General features: G+C 36.3%; 16 protein-coding genes and 3 pseudogenes. 12 read left to right on the top strand and 7 right to left on the bottom strand.

The features are described 5' to 3' along the window. The first annotated feature begins 214 nt into the window (after positions 1-214). The gene (gene merA, locus B9P78_RS06990; protein WP_094518783.1) at positions 215-1,855 is read left to right on the top strand and encodes a mercury(II) reductase; all 1,641 of its coding nucleotides are present in this window, start codon (positions 215-217) and stop codon (positions 1,853-1,855) included. 283 nt (positions 1,856-2,138) lie between these two features. Here merA (B9P78_RS06990) and B9P78_RS06985 read toward each other — a convergent pair whose 3' ends face one another. Together B9P78_RS06985 and B9P78_RS06980 are read right to left on the bottom strand one after the other, a co-directional pair. Then, a complete protein-coding gene (locus B9P78_RS06985) occupies positions 2,139-2,702 on the bottom strand; it encodes a recombinase family protein (RefSeq protein ID WP_094518782.1) in 564 nt (187 codons plus the stop codon). Positions 2,703-2,957: 255 nt separating this feature from the next. After that, positions 2,958-4,881, bottom strand: a pseudogene (locus B9P78_RS06980) (heavy metal translocating P-type ATPase). Between the two features lie 366 nt (positions 4,882-5,247). Between B9P78_RS06980 and B9P78_RS06975 the strand changes: the two are divergent. Both B9P78_RS06975 and B9P78_RS06970 read left to right on the top strand, forming a co-directional pair. Continuing rightward, the gene (locus B9P78_RS06975) at positions 5,248-5,562 is read left to right on the top strand and encodes a helix-turn-helix transcriptional regulator (RefSeq protein WP_003143660.1); all 315 of its coding nucleotides are present in this window, start codon (positions 5,248-5,250) and stop codon (positions 5,560-5,562) included. 38 nt (positions 5,563-5,600) lie between these two features. Continuing rightward, entirely contained in the window at positions 5,601-6,509 is a 909-nt protein-coding gene (locus B9P78_RS06970; RefSeq protein WP_060779399.1) for a cation diffusion facilitator family transporter, read from the top strand. 731 nt (positions 6,510-7,240) lie between these two features. Here the strand turns inward: B9P78_RS06970 and B9P78_RS06965 are convergent. Together B9P78_RS06965 and B9P78_RS06960 are read right to left on the bottom strand one after the other, a co-directional pair. After that, on the bottom strand, positions 7,241-7,543 hold the full coding sequence (locus tag B9P78_RS06965) for a hypothetical protein (RefSeq protein ID WP_094518781.1): 303 nt from the start codon (positions 7,541-7,543) through the stop codon (positions 7,241-7,243). Continuing rightward, entirely contained in the window at positions 7,524-9,566 is a 2,043-nt protein-coding gene (locus B9P78_RS06960) for a histidinol-phosphatase (RefSeq protein WP_094518780.1), read from the bottom strand. Before B9P78_RS06960 ends, B9P78_RS06965 begins: the two co-directional genes overlap by 20 nt. Before the next feature lie 484 nt (positions 9,567-10,050). Between B9P78_RS06960 and merR the strand changes: the two genes are divergently transcribed. The 3 genes from merR to B9P78_RS06945 all read left to right on the top strand — a co-directional run bounded on the left by merR (position 10,051) and on the right by B9P78_RS06945 (position 13,849). Continuing rightward, positions 10,051-10,443: an Hg(II)-responsive transcriptional regulator gene (merR, locus tag B9P78_RS06955; protein WP_001863748.1), complete on the top strand. Its 393-nt coding sequence runs from the start codon at positions 10,051-10,053 to the stop codon at positions 10,441-10,443. A 28-nt stretch (positions 10,444-10,471) separates the two neighbouring features. Beyond that, entirely contained in the window at positions 10,472-12,367 is a 1,896-nt protein-coding gene (gene merA, locus B9P78_RS06950; protein WP_094518779.1) for a mercury(II) reductase, read from the top strand. A 159-nt stretch (positions 12,368-12,526) separates the two neighbouring features. Further along, complete coding sequence (locus tag B9P78_RS06945; RefSeq protein WP_094518778.1) at positions 12,527-13,849, top strand: ISL3 family transposase; 1,323 nt, start codon at positions 12,527-12,529, stop codon at positions 13,847-13,849. 437 nt (positions 13,850-14,286) lie between these two features. Here B9P78_RS06945 and B9P78_RS06935 read toward each other — a convergent pair whose 3' ends face one another. Both B9P78_RS06935 and B9P78_RS06930 read right to left on the bottom strand, forming a co-directional pair. Next, positions 14,287-14,649, bottom strand: a complete 363-nt coding sequence (locus B9P78_RS06935) for a hypothetical protein (protein WP_094518777.1) — start codon at positions 14,647-14,649, stop codon at positions 14,287-14,289. A 41-nt stretch (positions 14,650-14,690) separates the two neighbouring features. Next, entirely contained in the window at positions 14,691-15,527 is an 837-nt protein-coding gene (locus tag B9P78_RS06930; protein ID WP_094518776.1) for a ParA family protein, read from the bottom strand. 1,031 nt (positions 15,528-16,558) lie between these two features. On the opposite strand from B9P78_RS06930, the gene B9P78_RS06925 reads away from it, so the two are divergent. The 6 genes and pseudogenes from B9P78_RS06925 to B9P78_RS06905 all read left to right on the top strand — a co-directional run bounded on the left by B9P78_RS06925 (position 16,559) and on the right by B9P78_RS06905 (position 19,264). Beyond that, positions 16,559-16,747 carry a hypothetical protein gene (locus B9P78_RS06925; RefSeq protein ID WP_094518775.1) on the top strand — a complete coding sequence of 63 codons (189 nt, stop codon included), beginning with the start codon at positions 16,559-16,561 and terminating at the stop codon, positions 16,745-16,747. Positions 16,748-16,887: 140 nt separating this feature from the next. Next, positions 16,888-17,070 (top strand): annotated as a pseudogene (locus B9P78_RS10710) (ArdC-like ssDNA-binding domain-containing protein); the annotation flags it as partial. 114 nt (positions 17,071-17,184) lie between these two features. Beyond that, positions 17,185-18,057, top strand: coding sequence for a DUF6782 family putative metallopeptidase (locus B9P78_RS06920; RefSeq protein WP_094518774.1), 873 nt, complete (start codon positions 17,185-17,187; stop codon positions 18,055-18,057). Between the two features lie 72 nt (positions 18,058-18,129). Further along, positions 18,130-18,357 (top strand): AbrB/MazE/SpoVT family DNA-binding domain-containing protein, encoded by a 228-nt coding sequence (locus B9P78_RS06915; protein WP_148138589.1) that lies wholly within the window; start codon positions 18,130-18,132, stop codon positions 18,355-18,357. Beyond that, positions 18,354-18,743 carry a type II toxin-antitoxin system death-on-curing family toxin gene (locus B9P78_RS06910; protein WP_082148263.1) on the top strand — a complete coding sequence of 130 codons (390 nt, stop codon included), beginning with the start codon at positions 18,354-18,356 and terminating at the stop codon, positions 18,741-18,743. The genes B9P78_RS06915 and B9P78_RS06910 overlap by 4 nt, the downstream gene beginning before the upstream one ends. A gap of 200 nt (positions 18,744-18,943) precedes the next feature. Continuing rightward, positions 18,944-19,264 carry a hypothetical protein gene (locus B9P78_RS06905; RefSeq protein ID WP_094518772.1) on the top strand — a complete coding sequence of 107 codons (321 nt, stop codon included), beginning with the start codon at positions 18,944-18,946 and terminating at the stop codon, positions 19,262-19,264. Between the two features lie 450 nt (positions 19,265-19,714). Here B9P78_RS06905 and B9P78_RS06900 read toward each other — a convergent pair. Then, positions 19,715-19,866 (bottom strand): annotated as a pseudogene (locus tag B9P78_RS06900) (IS6 family transposase); the annotation flags it as partial.

Below are 19,866 nucleotides of genomic sequence, written 5' to 3'. Positions count from 1 at the left end.
TCCGAGCGTCCAGAAGATTATCCTGGCCGTCCGCGGCTTCCTCCGTTGGATCGATGGGGAGCGGAAGAAGGTGATTGACCGTCTCTGTGTGAGGCTGTAGGGTAAAACTTTTATTCAACTTATATAGTTTAGAAGAAATTGAAGAAATAATTACTGATTTAGGGTATGAAATAAGGAAATAGGAAAATTTAAGATAAAACAGGAGGTTGAGTTAATGAATAAATTTAAGATAAATATTCAAGGAATGACTTGTACAGGTTGTGAAGAACATGTAGCCGTAGCACTTGAAAATGTGGGAGCTAAGAACATTGAAGCTAGTTTTCGTCGTGGTGAAGCAGTATTTGAATTACCCGATGATATTGGGGTGGAAAGTGCAAAAAAGGCAATTGATGAAGCAAAATACCAGCCTGGAGAAATAGAAGAAGTACAATCTGAAGAAAAAATAGTTTTAGGTGATGAGGGAGACTATGACTTACTTATCATTGGTTCTGGCGGGGCTGCTTTTTCGGCTGCGATTAAATCGGTTGAATATGGGGCAAAAGTAGCTATGATTGAGCGTGGAACCGTTGGGGGAACATGTGTAAATATTGGTTGTGTGCCATCAAAAACACTTCTTAGAGCTGGGGAAATCAATCATTTGGCAAAAGTCAACCCATTTATAGGTTTACAAACATCTGCTGGAAAAGTGGAATTAGCTCCTTTAGTAAAGCATAAAGATGAGTTAGTAAGCGAACTTCGGAATCAAAAATATGTCAATTTAATTGATGAATATGGCTTTGAGTTAATTGAAGGTGAAGCAATATTTGTTGATGAAAATACAGTTGAAGTTAACGGGAAGAAACTTTCTGCAAAGCGTTTCTTAATTGCAACGGGCGTTTCTCCTTCCTTACCGCCGATTTCAGGACTTGAAAAAGTGGATTATCTAACAAGTACAACATTACTTGAATTAAAAACGGTACCAAAACGATTAACGGTTATTGGTTCAGGATATATCGGAATGGAACTTGGGCAATTGTTTCATAATTTAGGTTCAGAAGTCACGCTTATGCAAAGAAGTGAGCGACTTTTAAAAGATTATGATCAAGAAATTTCAGAAGCCGTAGAAAAAGCGTTAATTGAACAAGGTATTAACCTTGTAAAAGGGGCAACTTTTGAGCGTGTAGAACAAGAGGGGCAAATCAAAAAGGTTCATGTAACAGTAGATGGTAAGAAAAAAGTGGTGGAATCAGAGCAGTTACTTGTTGCAACAGGAAGAAAACCAAATACAGATGCTTTGAAATTAAGTGCCGCAGGGGTTGAAGTTGGAAAACGAAAAGAAATCCTGATAAATGACTACGCTAGGACAAGTAATGAAAAGATTTATGCTGTAGGCGATGTAACATTAGGACCTCAATTCGTTTATGTAGCAGCATATGAAGGTGGAATTGTTGCCGATAATGCGATTGGCGGATTAAATAAAAAATTAGATTTATCCGTTGTTCCTGGCGTAATTTTTACAAATCCTTCGATTGCAACGGTTGGTTTAACAGAAGAACAAGCAAAAGAAAAAGGCTATGAAGTAAAAAAATCTGTATTGCCTTTAGATGCAGTTCCAAGAGCAATAGTAAATCGTGAAACAACAGGCGTTTTTAAGCTTGTTGCCGATGCAAAAACTTCAAAATTACTAGGGGTTCATATCGTATCTGAAAATGCAGGAGATGTGATATATGCGGCGACATTAGCCGTTAAGTTTGGATTAACAGTCGAGGATTTAAAAGACAGCCTTGCACCATATTTAACAATGGCAGAAGGATTAAAATTAGCTGCTCTTACCTTTGATAAGGATGTTTCGAAATTATCTTGTTGTGCAGGGTAAGCTCTTATTTATAGTAGCTTAACTATGTGAAGAAAATACACTCAAACTATCCGGTGGCTATAATTGAGAAAGCCAATCTAAAAAAGTCGGTTCCTTAGCGTACAGGAATTCGACTTTTTTAGGTTGAAATTCCCTTAACGTACAAAATTTCCGAAATGTTGGCGGTACCCCTAACTATAGGTTGCAATATAAATCTTAACGAAAGATATGGGTAAAAATACTTTTTAGCTCAGTAACGTGAATAAGTGACTCACTTTTAAATATGAAATTGGCTCAAAATGCGTTATTTTTTCTTACTCTTTATATATCGATAGAGAGTAGCTTTACTGATACCAGTCATTTCTGTAATCTCTTTGCCACTATACGCTTTGCTCCCATACAGTTTCACGGCTCGTTCAATATCACGTTTGTTCACACGTGGTCTTCCGCCTATCCGACCTCGGGCACGGGCACTCTGGAGCCCCTCTTTCGTCCGCTCCACAATCAAATCACGCTCGAATTGGCTGAAGGCCTGGAAAACGGTCATCATGAGCCTCCCCTGCGGGGTGGTTGTATCGAAGTTCTCCTTCAGGCTGACCAGCTTCACGTCCTGCTCCTCGAAGTAGGTGACCAGGTCAATCAGATCCTTGGTGCTTCGTCCCAAGCGGGAGAAGCTCTCCACCACCACCGTGTCCCCAGGTCGCAATTTATCCTTTAGACGGTTCAACTCAGGACGATTGCTCTTCGTCCCTGTCATTTTCTCCGTCAAGATTTCGTTGCAATTTTGTTCCGCTAGCAAGTCTAGCTGCCGGTTCAGATCCTGGTGTTGCGTGCTGACGCGCGCGTATCCGTAGATATATCCACTCACAGTTCTAACCCCCTTTGTTACCCTCATTATATCACAAAGGGTGGTTAAAGATACATAGATATTGATACAACTTTTGAGACTAAAAAAGAGCGCTTTTAGAGAAGAAAGAGTCGCTTCTCAAAACAGTCTCATAATCGATTGTTTTTGAGACAAAGTAATTTATAAAAAATATGCCTCTAACGTTTTTAGAACGTTAAAGGCATATTAACTTCAGACAGTTATTACTATACCCTAGATTTATGGGTTTTGATAGAATTAATTAGATTTTAATAAACGAAGTCCATTCAGAATAACGACCAACGTACTTCCTTCATGAATAATGACACTGATTGCTATATCTGTTAGACCTAATAAACTCACTACAACTAAAAAGGCTACGACTGCCATTGAAAAAAGGATGTTTTGCCATATGACACGATTCATTTTAGAAGAAATTCCATGAGCTTTAACCAATTTAGATAAGTCATCCTGCATTAAAACTAAATCAGACACCTCTACTGCTACATCGGTTCCGTCTCCCATGGCAATCCCTACATTTGCATTCACAAGGCTGGGGCATCATTTACACCATCACCCACCATTGCTGTTACGCCGTATTTCTCTTTTTGCTCGTCTATAATTCGAGATTTATCTTCTGGCATGACATTCGCGATTACTTCATCTATTCCTAATTGTTCAGCAACTGCTTTTCCTGTCATTTCTGAGTCGCCAGTGATTAGAGTGGTGTGTATGCCTTGTTCTTTAAAGTATTTAATAGTTTCTTTTGCATGTTCACTTGGAACGTCCATGAGAGCTATAAGTCCAATGACATTCTCATCTTCTGCTACATATACGACTGTCTTACCTTCTGATGCCCACTCATTATTTAAACGAATATATCATTTGCAACCTCGTCAAATGAAGTTGGTTTTCCGATCCGATAATTTTTGCCGTTGTAATGTCCTGTCAACCCTTTACCAATCTGATTTTCTACTTCAATAGTCAGTTGATTTTTTTGTTCAAACTTTCTTAGAATGGCATCTGCTAAGGGGTGATTGGATTCTTTTTCAAGAGCTACCACGATATCAATCATATTTTCTTCGTTCACGGAATCAGCAAAATAATAATTGGTTACTTCAGGTTTTCCTTTGGTCAAAGTTCCGGTCTTATCAAATGCAATGGCTTGAGTATCGGCTAATTGAGACAGGTAAGAACTACCTTTTGAAAGGACGCCTTTTTTGGCCAAGTTAGAAGTCGTCGATAAAGTTACCGATACAGTAGCTGCTGCTAAAGCACAGGGTGAAGCTGCCACTAAAAGGACCAATCCTCTATAGATACTTTGTGACCATGTCCAGTCTAGGAGAAAAGGAGCCAATAACATGAATAACGGAATGGCAATTAAAACAACTGTAACGTATTTCGGTTCAAATTTTTGGATTATACTCGCAGCTTTTGTTTGGTTGTCTTGGTTCTGGTTTACTAACTGTAAAATTTTTGAAAATACTGTATCTTTATTTTCTTTAGTGACTTCCATTGTGAAAGTACCTGTTCCATTGATTGTACTTCCGAAAACGTAGTCTCCTTTGGACTTCTCTTTTGGGATACTTTCTCCATTAATAGACGACTCATCAATGGACGTAGAGCCTGACAAAATGACGCCATCAATGGGGACTTGATCGCCATTCAATACTTGAAGTTGATCTCCCACTTTTAATTCACTGACATCAACAATCTTTGTATTCCCATCAGGCAAAATTAACCGAGCAGTCGTTGGATTCATTTCGAGTAATTTCGTGATTTCTCGTTTACTTCTTCCTTCAGCGTAATCTTCCAGGAAATGTGCGCCTGAAAAAATGAGAATCAACAACGTTCCTTCCCAAAAATTCCCTATCGCTGAAGCTCCTATAGCCGCTAATCCCATTAAAATATGAGAATTAGGCGTAAACTTATTATTTGCTTTTGTATTCTCAATTGTCTCTCCAAGACCTTCCAGAACAATGACATGATAGCCCGCACTAATTGTGGCGAGTGAGAACATGATGTTTTTAATTAATTGATATTCTCCACTTAAGAACAATGCAACAATTGCCAATGCCAAACCAATAAAGTATAGAATAATAGGCATCTTCCCGTGATTGTGATCATGGTCGTGGTTATGTTTCTCTTCTTCCTGTGAATGTTGCTCTTTGGTAGTTTCCATTTCTATCACCTTTCTATTAAATTTCTTTGATTTTTGTTGACTTTTTTTGTGCCTTGCAAATTCTGAGCTCGTTTGTTTGCTTAAGTAAGGCAAGGATTCATATGGTTTGGGCTTATCCAGTCTCCATCTCCTTTTATTTGTAAATCGGAATGATTATTATTTGCATATGAAGTTTCATTCATATGTTTATGAAATCATAATAACTCACTGTATGAGCTTTGTCAAGACAAGATGCTTCTTATTCAAATGGACTACTATTGCTGATACAAAAGTCTTAATTTTGTCTATAAACAAAAAACTAGCATCGTTTTACTCATGTGGTATTATATATATGAATGGAAAATCATGTGAGAGGAATAAGAGCATATGGATACATCAACAACTTCGCCAATCAATAAAGAGAAGATCCAATCAATAAGCAAAGTATTCAAAGTGATTAGTGACCCTACACGCTTGTCAATTCTCTTTCTTTTACAGAAAGAAGAGCTCAGTGTTGGAAACATTGTGCTTGCATTGGATAAGGAACAGTCCGCGATTTCACACCAACTAAAAATATTGAAAGATTCACGTTTAGTGAAGGCAAGAAGAGAAGGGAAAAGCATGGTTTACAGTCTTGATGATCTTCATGTTTTCAGTATTCTCGAACAAGTCTTAACTCATATCAATGAACAAGAACAATAAAAGCTAATAAGGTATAAAACTAAATGGAGGTTTTTAAAATGTCAAAATCAGATAAAAATCATAATCACTCGCATCAGGATCAATCGAAAAAAAATATTAAAATTGCTTTTTTCACCAACTTTATTTTCTCCATAAGTGAATTTTTCTTTGGGTTTCTTTTCAATAGTGTGTCCATTATGTCTGACGCCGTTCATGATTTAGGGGACTCTATTTCAATTGGATTCGCTTGGTTTTTTCAAGGTTATTCAGAGAAAAAACAAGATGAACGGTTCACCTTTGGCTATAACCGATTTTCTTTACTGGGCGCGCTGATAACTGGCGTTGTGCTAATTAGTGGATCGTTCTTTATGATCTATCGTAGTGTGCCACGTTTGCTTGACCCACAACCCGTAAATTATAGTGGCATGTTCTGGCTTTCTCTCGTAGCTATTGCATTGAATGGATATGCGGCTTGGATTTTAAGCAAAGGCACATCCAAAAATGAGGGTATGTTGAACCTCCATATGCTGGAAGACGTATTAGGGTGGATTGGAGTCTTGATTGTGAGTATTCTAATGAACTTTACCGAGGCTTATCGATTGGATCCAATCTTATCGATTTTGATAGCACTCTATATCCTCTATAAAACTGTACCTGAATTTTTCAGTACAATGAAAATTTTATTGAACGGTTCGCCGGAAAATGTAAACGTAGAGAACCTGGCGAACTCCATTAACAATATTCCTGCTGTAAAGGACCTCTCTCATTTTCACATTTGGTCACTGGACGGAGAAGAAAATGCCCTTATCGTTACGGTTCTTATAGACTCTTCCGATATAAACAAGACTAGGGAAATCAAAGAAGAAATTGCAGAGCTTGCCCATACATCGGGTGTAAAGGATCATATCACAATAGAAATAACTACAAGTAAAGACGAACTGGAAAAAGGGTATGCTTATGGCAGTTAAAGTATTTATATATTGAAAAAAGGACTATTTTAAATCGAGTAGGAGACTAGCCAATTAATGGCTAGTCTCCTACTCGATTTATTAGTGCAAAGCACCCCTTAAATTTAATGCAAAATAAAATTACAATTTACACTTAATTGGCTTTTTTTACTTAATTTATCGGTTTCATAACTTATTGTTTTTGATACTGAAATCACAGAGAAAAAATAGAGTTTTTTTCTGATTTAACAATCTAATATAGATTCTAGTTAGTTAATAGAGTAACAATTCAGAGATTGTGTAGTTTCTTGGTCGAATTAATTATCACAAATAAGTTGAAATAAGAGAAGCCAATAAAAATGCCAAACCAATATATAAAGACATATATTGGTTTGGCATTTAACTTCAATTAAATTAATATTTTTTAAAATAAGCATATGATCTTTTGTTATTTTACCATCTTTTTTTCCTCTATCAAATCCCATAAAATGATTCTTAATAAGATAACTCCACCTTGTCTCAAGTCGAAATCCAGCTTGCTCTGCGAACTCAATTAGTAAGGTTCGGTTACTTAATTTACCTTTATTTTTATATGGGTTACCATACTAATCCCAACTTTTAAATTAGATTTTTAGTCTAATGTTTAGGTTCTCGTTATTTATGTGCTTAATGAGTATTAAGCTTTTTACTGGTACCTACAGATATTTAATTATACCAACTTCCAGAAGAGATTTAATCATTTTATGAATCAATTAGTTCGTCGAATACTTTTGTAATGCAGACGCAAATTGTTGATTTACACTATCTTGGATATTTTCTTTATCTTTAATTAGTTCAAATAGTTTATCATGAATACTCTTGTAAATAATTTTATGAACTCCATGTTGTAGCTTTTCTTCTGAAAATTCATCCATTTCAAATGTAGTTCCGTCTTTGGGTAAAACGGCTAGAGAAATTAATTCGAAGATATCTTCTTTGATGATTTGATCAATTGGCACCCAATCATTTTCTCTTAAAAAGTAACCTTTATTGTCATCAATTTTCAAGTATTTCATAAGTATCTCTCCTTGTTTTGTATGTTTGTTCGCCTGCTTCTAGGCAATTCAATTGTACAGACAGATTGTTTACGGAAAGACCGTTAGATGCGTACAATTTTTTATCAGTAGGGTAGCCGTAATAGATGTTAAATACGGGCTCGTCAAGCACTAAAGTTCTTTGAGTATGCAAAATAAAATCAGGTTTTATAGATGCGCCAATTGTATTGTTATGCGTTGAGACAAAAACAGGAATATGTTTAGAGATTTCTTGTAGAACTGTATTTATTTTGTTGTTTAAAAACATATTATCGAAAGAAGACTCAGGTTCATCAATAAGGAGTAGATCGTATTTGAGTGAATCTTCTATTTTTCTGAGAAAATTATATTCTGCTCGTTGCCCCCCAGAAACGGGATTCAAATCTTTGTTTAATATCTCAATTTGTATTTTAACAAAGTATTTTACAAAATCAGCATGTTCTAAAACATCTTTGTTTTTTAAAGCTTGTAGGTAGTCAAATGGGTGATCATAAAATTTAAAGACTTCAATAAAGGAAGTTTGCTTTTTAATAATGTTCAGCACTTCTTGGGCACCTTTAAAAGGTCGTTTGGATTTTCTGATTGTAAAATCATAAATTTCAGTTTCGTCCAAGATCTTATCTTTTTGTAGTTCTTTGGTTATGGTATTGAACTCATTGATCATTAGAGTTTCCTTTGCAATATCGGAAAAATCTATATCAGATACTCGTTGAATCCTAGTTTTGAGTTGTAAATCCCCTTGTATATCTGCAATTAATGAATTTGACTTCTCCTTAATAAAATTACTCAGGTAGATTTTTCTATATTCATCGACTAATCGATTTAGGAGTTTTATCAATGACTCCTGAGGTAATTCTTCAAAAATGATACTCGAATATTCTTGATTATCAATAAGAATTTGGATAGATTTTATCAATTCGTCCAGCGTGTCCAAAGATTTCGGTTTATAAGGTATCTCTGAGAATAATTTAGCTTTAGCAAAAGAATCCTTTTTTTCAGTGCTTTCGGCGTTCTTAATCAATGAGCGTAAATATTTATTCACATTAGATTCTGATTGTTTCGGATCAATAGGAAGAACAAGTGTTAAAATATCCTTAAATTCTTTTAGGAAGTTTTCTGCAAATAGACTTTCATCTCTTAAGAGTTGTCGATTAAAGTTCTCTTTTGATTCATCGTCACTTCGTTCAACTAACTCAAATTGTCTGATATACTTTGTATTACTTGTTGATTGAGCTATCTCATTTAACAAATGGGTCTTACCTGATGAACGTTCACCTATCAAAACATTTAATCCCGTAGAAGCTACGACTTTTTCGGTTAAGTTAAAAAGATCCTTTCCCTCTTTCAAAGACAAGGCAACCTTAGATTTGTCAGATAAAGTATATTTTAAAGCGGCAAAATTTATTTCAGAGACATTGATGTATGTTTGCTGCATACTATGATTTACAAGATCTTCAGATATACGCTGGTCACTAAAAAAAACTGGTATAAGGTCGTCTTCTTTGTTTAAAAGTTCCACAAATTTTCGAACAGAACTTGTTTCTCCGGTAGTAATTTTAGAATATTGAGACAAATCCTTAATCACAGAGTCAGAGATTTCTGGTGATTTCATATAATGAGGAATCAATAGATATTTTTTTAGTTCTTTTCTTGGAAAAACTCTATAAAATTCGTCCAATGTTAAGGTCGAGTTTTGATCTTTAATATAGGAACCTAGCTTTTTACATTTTTCTGAAAAATCTTGGATATTGAACAGACAATTATCTGATATGACTAAAATATGGCCATTTTCAAGATCAACCTCAACACCAGGGAAAACAGGAATAGTTAATTCTTGTTGGATTTGATCAAATTGATCAATATCAAAAATATTATGATTTGTAATAGCTATGGCATCAAGGTTCCTGGTTGATACATATTCTTTTAATTTTTCCATGGAGAATAAAAATTCTTTAGAATCACTGACAGTGCTAATCGTATGGATATGCAAATCTATTTTTTTCAAACCGTTATCTCCTTCCTAATAGTAGATATATTTACCACTATTATATCTAAAAAGTTCTTCGCTTTTTCTTTTTGTAAAAAAATCGAAGACTTTTTTAGAACATAAATTAAGTATTATCAAATTCTATAATAAGGACTTGGCAATATAGATACTGCCTCGTGATTTTACCTCTTTGATACTTTCTAAACCCAAATGATACATTAGAGTGATCGAGATGAAGTGTCCAGAAATCTTAGTAAAAGTACTCTTCTGCACCATAGGAAAAAAGGGGTCTTCGGAATATATAGTGGAATTACTTTCTTAATAGTTTAAAAACAACTGGTGTTTAAATCGGATTTTCTGGTGGGATGTTAGGATAATCAATAGTATTATATAAAAGTATCAATCACATACGAGTGATACTTTGGGAAAAAAATAAAATAGTCCAATTTACTTGAACGTGTACTATGGTACACGGTTTATAATATTCATGGGGTGAAATAAGATGATTTATCGCATTAGTGAGTTTGCAGATAAATGTGGAGTTAATAAAGAAACGATCAGATATTACGAGCGAAAAAATTTATTACAAGAACCTCACCGAACGGAAGCTGGTTATCGGATATATTCATATGATGACGTTAAGCGTGTTGGGTTTATTAAACGAATACAGGAACTTGGTTTTTCTTTAAGCGAGATTTATAAATTACTTGGTGTTGTAGATAAAGATGAAGTTCGTTGTCAAGATATGTTCGAATTTGTTTCTAAAAAACAAAAGGAAGTGCAAAAACAAATAGAGGATTTAAAACGAATTGAAACTATGTTAGACGACTTAAAACAACGATGTCCAGATGAAAAGCAATTACATTCGTGTCCAATAATAGAAACATTAACATGAGAGATTAATTAACGAAAGGAGCTTTTTTATGAATAAATTTAAGGTAAACATTTCAGGAATGACTTGTACGGGTTGTGAAAAACACGTAGAATCAGCACTTGAAAAGATAGGTGCTAAAAATATTGAGTCTAGTTATCGTCGTGGTGAAGCAGTATTTGAACTGCCCGATGATATTGAGGTTGAAAGTGCAATAAATGCGATTGCTGACGCAAACTATCACCCGGGCGAAGCAGAAGAATTTCAATCGGAACAAAAGACGAATTTATTGAAAAAATATCGGCTAAACGTTGAAGGAATGACCTGCACTGGTTGTGAAGAACATATTGCGGTTGCTCTTGAAAATGCAGGTGCAAAAGGGATTGAAGTAGACTTTCGTCGCGGAGAAGCACTGTTTGAACTACCGTATGATGTAGACATTGATATCGCGAAAACAGCGATTACTGACGCACAATATCAACCGGGCGAAGCAGAAGAAATACAAGTGCAATCGGAAAAAAGGACAGATGTAAGTTTAAATGATGAAGGTAACTATGATTATGATTACATCATCATCGGTTCTGGTGGAGCTGCCTTTTCATCTGCCATTGAAGCCGTTACTTTGAACGCAAAAGTGGCTATGATTGAGCGTGGAACGGTGGGTGGAACTTGCGTTAATGTCGGATGCGTTCCTTCTAAGACCTTATTAAGAGCAGGGGAAATCAATCATCTAGCAAAAAATAATCCATTTGTGGGATTACACACTTCGGCTTCAAATGTTGATTTAGCGCCATTAGTAAAACAAAAGAATGATTTAGTAACCGAGATGCGAAATGAAAAATATGTGAATTTAATTGATGATTATGGTTTTGAATTAATAAAAGGTGAAGCAAAATTCGTAAATGAATATACAGTTGAAGTAAATGGCAATCAAATCACAGCCAAAAGATTTTTAATAGCTACAGGTGCTTCTTCAACTGCACCTAATATTCCCGGATTAGATGAAGTAGATTATTTAACAAGCACTAGCTTATTGGAATTAAAGAAGGTTCCAAATCGTCTTACCGTAATTGGTTCAGGATATATCGGCATGGAATTAGGACAACTATTTCATAACCTCGGGTCAGAAGTCACTTTGATTCAAAGAAGCGAGCGTCTATTAAAAGAATACGATCCTGAAATTTCAGAAGCCATTACTAAGGCCTTAACAGAACAGGGAATTAATTTAGTAACAGGTGCAACCTATGAACGAGTTGAGCAAGATGGAGACATTAAAAAAGTTCATGTTGAGATAAATGGTAAAAAGCGAATTATTGAAGCAGAACAATTGCTAATTGCCACTGGAAGAAAACCAAATACAGAATCATTAAACTTACATGCAGCAGGCGTTGAAGTTGGTTCCCGTGGTGAAATTGTCATTGATGATTATCTTAAAACGACCAATTCCCGAATTTATTCAGCTGGAGATGTCACTCTCGGTCCCCAATTTGTTTATGTAGCTGCTTATGAAGGTGGACTTGCTGCTCGTAATGCAATCGGAGGACTAAATCAAAAGGTCAATTTAGAAGTGGTTCCAGGCGTTACGTTTACTTCTCCATCGATTGCAACGGTTGGTTTAACGGAGCAACAGGCAAAAGAAAAAGGATATGAAGTGAAAACATCGGTATTGCCGTTGGATGCTGTTCCAAGAGCGCTCGTTAATCGGGAAACAACAGGTGTTTTCAAATTAGTGGCAGACGCGAAAACATTGAAAGTGTTAGGGGCGCATGTAGTGGCAGAAAACGCAGGAGACGTAATTTATGCAGCAACATTAGCTGTGAAATTCGGTTTAACTGTTGGAGATCTGAGAGAAACGATGGCTCCATATCTAACAATGGCAGAAGGATTGAAGCTGGCTGTCCTAACTTTTGATAAAGATGTTTCGAAATTATCTTGCTGTGCAGGCTAAGGGAACTTTTTTACAACTCCCTATTCAAGTGAACCAGCTAATGCTTTAAGGGATTTTCTAAGTGCATTTGTGGTCACAAAAATAATTTAACACTGATGATTTCGACATCAAATCTATAATTGATACCTTAACACCGCAGAGTAATAAAGGATGAATAATATGTCAGACTTATTATCCCTACCAGACATTAAAACAATAGAGCCGTCACAAGAAAATGAAACCGATATGATGTTTAAAGTTGAAGCAGTCGGACCACCTGAACGTTGTCCTGAATGTGGTTTTGACAAGTTGTACAAACACAGTTCAAGAAATCAACTAATTATGGATTTGCCCATTCGTTTAAAGCGAGTGGGCTTACAATTGAACCGTAGACGATACAAGTGTCGTGAATGCGGATCTACCTTCTGGGAACGCCTAATATCTGTAGATGAAAAGCGTAGTATGACCAAAAGGCTTTTAAAGTCCATTCAAGAGCAATCCATGTCTAAGACCTTTGTAGAAGTCGCAGAAAGCGTTGGTGTTGACGAAAAAACCATTAGGAACGTTTTTAAGGACTATGTGGCACTCAAAGAACGTGAATACCAGTTTGAAACTCCTAAGTGGCTTGGGATAGACGAGATACATATTATCCGTAGACCTCGGCTTGTATTGACTAATATTGAACGCAGGACTATTTATGACATCAAGCCTAACCGTAACAAGGAAACAGTCATCCAACGTCTTTCAGAAATCAGTGACAGGACTTACATTGGGTACGTCACAATGGATATGTGGAAGCCCTACAAAGACGCAGTGAACACTATCCTTCCACACGCTAAAGTTGTCGTAGATAAGTTTCATGTAGTTAGAATGGCTAATCAAGCCTTAGATAACGTCAGGAAGTCTTTGAAAGCCCATATGAGCCAAAAAGAAAGACGTACCCTTATGCGTGAAAGGTTTATCCTTCTAAAGCGTAAACACGATTTAAATGAACGTGAATCATTCCTCTTAGATACTTGGTTAGGTAATCTTCCTGCTTTAAAAGAAGCCTATGAACTCAAAGAAGAGTTTTACTGGATATGGGATACTCCTGATCCAGATGAAGGTCATCTTCGTTATAGTCAATGGAGACACCGTTGTATGTCCAGCAACTCTAAAGACGCATATAAAGACCTCGTGAGAGCCGTAGACAACTGGCATGTCGAAATATTCAACTACTTTGATAAAAGGCTCACTAATGCTTATACGGAGTCAATTAACAGCATTATTAGGCAGGTAGAGCGAATGGGTAGAGGTTACTCGTTTGATGCCTTACGAGCCAAAATCCTTTTCAATGAGAAGCTCCATAAAAAGCGTAAGCCACGATTTAATTCAAGTGCTTTCAATAAAGCTATGTTATACGATACTTTCAATTGGTATGAAGTGAATGATCACGACATTACAGACAACTTTGGTGTCGATTTTTCCACACTTATTAAGAATTTGGAGAAGGGTGATTTATAAGCCCTTTTCCACCATAAAATCCGAATACCCGATTTTTTTAACTGTGCTTTATCGTTCTGCAAGCGATCCGTTAAATCAGCATGAATCTCTTTAATAATTGCTACAGAGAGTAGTTCTTTATTGATCAAATGACTAGTAATGTGATCAATAGCTTGTTTATGATTTTCAATTCCGTAAAATTCTCTGACCGTTGCCCAGAACTGGTGGGTAAAGTTCCATTGACAATAATATAAACGGTAGCTGGTAGAGAAATAGTGTTGCCTTCTATCCCTTATGAATGATGGCCTAAGCGAACCAAAATATCTTCAAAATACTCACTGGTAATTTTTTCAGAGAGTTACTCATTCTGATATACCTCCTATTTCTATACTTAACTCAGTAAAGTAACGTTACTAGGCAGATTGTAGATGCGTCTACATGTAGATACGTCTACAAATCTATTTTTTTGACTTACGTTGATAAACCTCTAGTAAAGTTTTAATTTCTCTTCGTTCATCTGTTGTTAGAGAAGCCTCATAATTGTCTAGCAAGATCTCTATCAGTTCATTAACACTGTCTAAATTAAAAGAAGTAACAATTGCATTTAAACGATATGATGTATCAGCTGCACAACGAATAGTAGTCGTTTTACTCTTTGCTTTTTTTCGAGTAGTGTCTTTTTTTTGGTCTTCATTAGTGTGTTCAGCTTCGTTTACTGTAAATAAACTGGAACGATTAAAAGATTGTTGGGGTTTCACTTCTTCTTTTCTCTCCAGAAGATTCCGTTTCTCTCTATTTTTGTTTAATAGATTGTCTGCCATACTCTCACCTTCTTCTTTCTTATATATAGAATAAATAATATCTATTGCTCGTTTCGAGATTCTATCTCTTCTAATCGCTTCAACATTTCTTGCGTCACTCGTTTATAAAGCCCCATGACTCTCTTATCGTGAATATCATATTTAGTATCCAAATCAGGATCAACTATCCCAATGATGTCATACCGCTTTAATCGCTCCATATTTTTAACTACATTTTTGAACAGATTTTCTTCACCAAATTTATCTTTTGCTGTATTGAGTGTAGCTTCGTCTACCTTTGAATTGTTTTTTAGTAATACGGGTAGTACACCCAAAATATCAAAATCTGCATTGTAATTATCAATAAGTTCTTGCAAGTACCCTACATATGCTTCAGCTCCGACTAAAGAACGCTCTTGCGTCTGCAGGACAATAATGGTGTAGTCGGAAGCTAACAAAGCTGAGTCCGTATAAGTACTTAAAGTAGGTGGAACATCGACCAAAATAAAGTCGTAGTCATCCTTAATATTAGTCATTAATTCATTTAAAAAAGTCACCCTATTAAATTGACTGTTTGGAAATTTCTTTTCTAAAAATAAAGGATAAGAGGTAAAGTCTGCAAAGCTGGGCAGTAAAAAAAGATTTTCTTTGATTTCAATAATAATGTCCGATAAATCTTCATCTGCTATGGCAGACATTAACGTCTTGTCAAACGTAACAATATTATTCGTAATACGTTGTTTAGTATGTAAATACAAAGATGTTGCATTCGCTTGAGGATCTAAATCTGCTAATAATGTCTTATAGCCTAATTTAGATAATGTGTATGCCATCATTGCACTATTAGTTGTCTTACCTGTTCCACCCTTGAAATTTCCAAATGTTATAACTTTAGCCATTGTAACCCTCTTTTCTTAGTTGTCTACAAATCTACATTTGATATTATAACGTAAATATACCATGCTAAATCAATATGTCAAACGTTATCAAGAAAAGCTGTCTACAAGTCTACAAGTAGACGTATCTACATATCTACAAGTCTACAAGTAGACGTATCTACATATCTACGAATCTACATGTAGACATGTAGTATGAAAAAAATGCTGATAATAAAAGGATACTGGAGATCACATAGACGTATCTACGTATCTACAAATCTACAAGTATACGTATCTACTTATCTACACGTCTACAAGTAGACGTGTAGATAAGAAAACGATTTCTCGCCTACAAAATAGGGTTTTACAAAAAAAAAATAGTATAGTACATTTAACTCAATTCATAGCAAGATTAAAACTGAATATAAAAAAAGCCCCGTAGACGCCAATCTACGAGACACATATAACCAGATAAGTTTTATGTGTCTATTATACCAGCCTCTTTTTGAGTTGGCAATAATAGGCTTTTTTTAACCTGTAGGGGACAAGCTGCAGCCATGAAAAACTGGGACCAAGGGGACCGGTTTCTCTTTAGCCGCCTCAATAACTAAAGATAGGGGATTACAGGTGTCACTGTATGCATGCCTGCCCCGAATGGCGACCACGGCCGATTAAAAGGTGGGGGTGGTAATCCTGGGCCGAAAGCCCGGTAACCTAAAACAACGCTCTTAGGGAGGATTTTAAGAGGGTTTTAGGTGTGTTGCACGAACAACACCGACGCATACAGATGTGAAGCAGCGACTGACCGATCCGACGCTAGAAATTCAAATAAATAGCACACATGTTGTACCCTAGTTTGCAGAATTATTTTTTTAATTTTGCATGACTAGGGTACAACTATGCCCACTTGCTCCTTTCCCTCTCCTCTGCTAGGTTAAGTGAGACCTCAAGTCAATAGCTTTTCTTGTTTTATACCGTTATTTTAAGTTAAATATAGATATAATAATCAAGAAAATAACACAGGAATAAACATGTGAGAGGGGGGTATCGGGATGCCGAAGGCCTTAGCGATGCTTGTAAATATTGAAGAAGAAAATACAGTGACGTTTTATCTCTTGGAAGAAAAAAAAGACATACAGGTGACGATAACAGATGCTTTAATAGCGGAATTTGAAGTAGCTCTTGGAGAAGAAGAAAGCTATTTTGTCATGCTTGGTACGGTATTGAAGCAGGTTGTCTGAGTAATCCGAAAGGGGAAACGTCATGGCCTACAACTATAAAAAGAAAACAGCAGAAGAACGGAAATTAGAAATTGATAGCTAACCGATGAGATGCATGTCAACTTACGCAACTATGCGACAGATCCGAAAGAGTTAGAAGCTTTTCTCGTTTTTATGATTATTCGTTGAAGAATCAGTTATTGATTCATTCTCAATTTAAAGGTGCGTTTGGCGTTGCGTCTTTTAAGACGTTTAAAGATTGGGGATTATCTGTCTTAAAAGGGGAAAAAGGCATTAAGATTTTTGTACCGGTTGAAATCAAGCAATTCAAGACGAAACAGTGAACCTGGAAAAATCTGAGTGCTGCCACATAAGAAGAAAAAGAGGATCTCACAGCCCATAAAACAACAGTTGAGACACGAAAACGGGTCAGCTTTAAGTTGGGGACGGTCTTTGATGTGACGCAAACAAATGCGCAGCCAGAAGATTATCCTGATTTGTTTCCAAATCGAAAAAAAGACTTTCAGTATGCGGGGAAACAGATGGTGATTTTGAAGAAAACGTTATTGCGTTATGCCAAGGAAGAACAGATAGGGGTTCAAACAGCGAAAATCAGTAACAGTCCTGCTAAAGGATACTACGGGCCTGATACGCATACGATTGTATTAAGTGATCGTAATAATGAAAGCGAATTCATTCATACGCTTATACATGAGCTGGCGCATGCAGCCATGCACCATCCGAAAAAAATGGTGCAGAAAGAAACAGCGCTGCAGGAGACACCGGTCTTAGAATACCAAGCTGAAATGACGGCCTATGTGGTGGCACATGCGTTTGGCTTAGATACGAGAGCCCATTCCTTGTACTACACGGCACAATGGACGCAGAATTTAGAACACGTGATGGAACTTGAAACGACTCTGGAAGAAGTAAATGTGCAGGTAAACTTAAAAGACGCGTCAAAATCAAAAAATAGCGCGCTAGCACAGGCTTTCTTTTCTATTCATACGATTGAACCCATTACGCAGATTGGGACACATCGTGTTTATGATTTAGAGCTGCATTCAAAAAAAACGGGACCACAGAAGTATCGGATTCTCACGACAAAAAACCCTAATGAAATTGCACACACATGGGTGGGAGAAAAAAGTAGCACCGACTGGTTAAAGGAGCATGCCCTTACCGCATTTGTTGAGAAACATCCTGAAATCACCTCGCCGCAAGAAAAAATAGCGACACTTGAAAAAACGATAGCGGGAGAAGCACAGCCATTTAATCATTTTATGAAAGAGACGCGTGAGAGAACCAGTCAAAAAGAATTAAGGCATTAAAATATATACGTATATATTTGAATCATTTAATACATACGTATATACTATATGTATGAGGTGATAAATATGAAAATGATTCAAAGAAGTACACGTAAATCGGGACACAGCGTGATTACGACACTCCCACCCGATGTCTTACAGCAACTCAACTTAAACGTGGGTGATTCCATTGAATATGTTATCAAAGGTAGTCACGTTGAAATTCGTAAAGCTGCCGAAAAAGAAGACGATTTTTTAGCAACGGTTAACGCAGTGATGGATGACTACACTGTTGCACTTGAAGGACTCGTTAGCCGATGATCCGTTATTTAACTGAACGGGAATTAGTTATGATTAATACGCTGCAGATTCAACGCTACAGCCCTGAGGAGCAGATCGGCGTAAAGGAGCCAACTGCTTTGAATATGTGTGTCGCTTTACCGAAACAGGATGTATTTGATAAAGAACTTTATCCGACTCTGTTTGATAAAGCAGCCATATTGTACCAAAAACTAGTGCAGAAACACTGTTTTCACAATGCCAATAAGCGGACCGCATTGGTTGCGGTTCATACATTTTTACGTTTAAACGGTGTGACGTTAAACGTTAGCAATAAAGAAATAGAAGACTATACGGTAGCGATTGCTACAGATAAAGACCTTACATGGGAAGCTATTTCTTCATGGCTCGAAGTGCATTCAAAATAGATTAATATTACAGCGATTAAAAAGGAGCGAACTGTTATGTTCTGGCTAAGGAAGCTCCATTAGGTACCTTTGAAAGGGGGACTTAATGTGAGTAGGAGTTTTCGTAAATTTCCTAGAAATAAGTACAACAGAAGCCACATGAAAAAGATTTTAACCGTGGTCTAAGACGAAAAATAAACCACGGCTTATTCGATGATTGTTTGTTAGCTGGGAATGAGTATCGCAAAGTTTACAGTCGCTATGATATTTCAGAAGGATACGCTATCTATCCGTTATACAGAGCAATTCAACCGGTCATTAAAGTTGAGATACCTGTCATTTTTTATAATACTGTCGGATTTGATGAAAAAAATAATCTGATTTATAGTGAAGAATGGAAAGAAACAGGTATCGTTAGCTACAAAATAAATACAAAGTATTTCAATTTTTCAACCGTGTTTCGTTCAAAGAATCCTTATTCTAAAAAGTCTATTGAACGTGAACGCTTTGAGAACTGGCAAAAGACAGTTGTAGGAAAATAAGTAAATAAACGAGGCTAGTTTTGTCCCAGCCTCTAACCCCCAGTACACAAGGAAAGCATGCTAATTTAAAACAAAATACAATGGTTTTGGGGATTGTATGTGTCTTTCTTTTGATAGCATTCTGACTAATTTTGAAGAATTATCTAATTTGTAGCCATGCTATCGCATGTTTAAGGGCGTTTGCTCTTAAACATGCCTTCAGAAGCAAATAAACATACTTTTTAGAGCTTTTAAAGACATTTAGGTGAAACACTTGGTGGTCTTTTAACGCGCCTTAAAACGCATTTATTTGCTTTAGAAGCTAAGTCCATCATAACCCTTCGTTTTTTCTGTAGTTGGCTTGGTACTTCTGCTCCCACTCCTGGCTTCAGACTGCAGTATCGTCATCAGTATTTCGGTTCTGTTGCAAAGTTTTAAATAAAGAATAAAATCCCTTACGGTATCTATGATTTAAGCTGGGATTCCCAATAATACCTTGATTTCAGTACAGACCGAAAACCCGAAGAGAGTGCCTTCTTTTCGGGTTTTCTTATATAATCCTCGAATGGCTTCCATGCCTTTAATCGTGGTAGAGGCAGTGCGTAAACTTCGATAGAATTTAT

The sequence above is a fragment of the Aerococcus sp. 1KP-2016 genome (assembly GCF_002252085.1).
Taxonomy (GTDB): Bacteria; Bacillota; Bacilli; order Lactobacillales; family Aerococcaceae; genus Aerococcus.
The sequence above is the reverse complement of the archived record's forward strand: the minus strand, read 5'-3'. Positions and strand labels throughout refer to the sequence as shown.

Excerpts from the sequence above, each read along its gene's own strand:
- B9P78_RS06910 (WP_082148263.1), top strand. The coding sequence starts at position 18,354 with ATGATCCGTTATTTAACTGAACGGGAATTAGTTATGATTAATACGCTG.
- B9P78_RS06930 (WP_094518776.1), bottom strand. The coding sequence starts at position 15,527 with ATGGCTAAAGTTATAACATTTGGAAATTTCAAGGGTGGAACAGGTAAG.
- B9P78_RS06945 (WP_094518778.1), top strand. The coding sequence starts at position 12,527 with ATGTCAGACTTATTATCCCTACCAGACATTAAAACAATAGAGCCGTCA.
- B9P78_RS06915 (WP_148138589.1), top strand. The coding sequence starts at position 18,130 with ATGATTCAAAGAAGTACACGTAAATCGGGACACAGCGTGATTACGACA.
- B9P78_RS06975 (WP_003143660.1), top strand. The coding sequence starts at position 5,248 with ATGGATACATCAACAACTTCGCCAATCAATAAAGAGAAGATCCAATCA.
- B9P78_RS06970 (WP_060779399.1), top strand. The coding sequence starts at position 5,601 with ATGTCAAAATCAGATAAAAATCATAATCACTCGCATCAGGATCAATCG.
- B9P78_RS06935 (WP_094518777.1), bottom strand. The coding sequence starts at position 14,649 with ATGGCAGACAATCTATTAAACAAAAATAGAGAGAAACGGAATCTTCTG.
- merR (WP_001863748.1), top strand. The coding sequence starts at position 10,051 with ATGATTTATCGCATTAGTGAGTTTGCAGATAAATGTGGAGTTAATAAA.
- merA (WP_094518779.1), top strand. The coding sequence starts at position 10,472 with ATGAATAAATTTAAGGTAAACATTTCAGGAATGACTTGTACGGGTTGT.
- merA (WP_094518783.1), top strand. The coding sequence starts at position 215 with ATGAATAAATTTAAGATAAATATTCAAGGAATGACTTGTACAGGTTGT.
- B9P78_RS06965 (WP_094518781.1), bottom strand. The coding sequence starts at position 7,543 with ATGAAATACTTGAAAATTGATGACAATAAAGGTTACTTTTTAAGAGAA.
- B9P78_RS06925 (WP_094518775.1), top strand. The coding sequence starts at position 16,559 with ATGCCGAAGGCCTTAGCGATGCTTGTAAATATTGAAGAAGAAAATACA.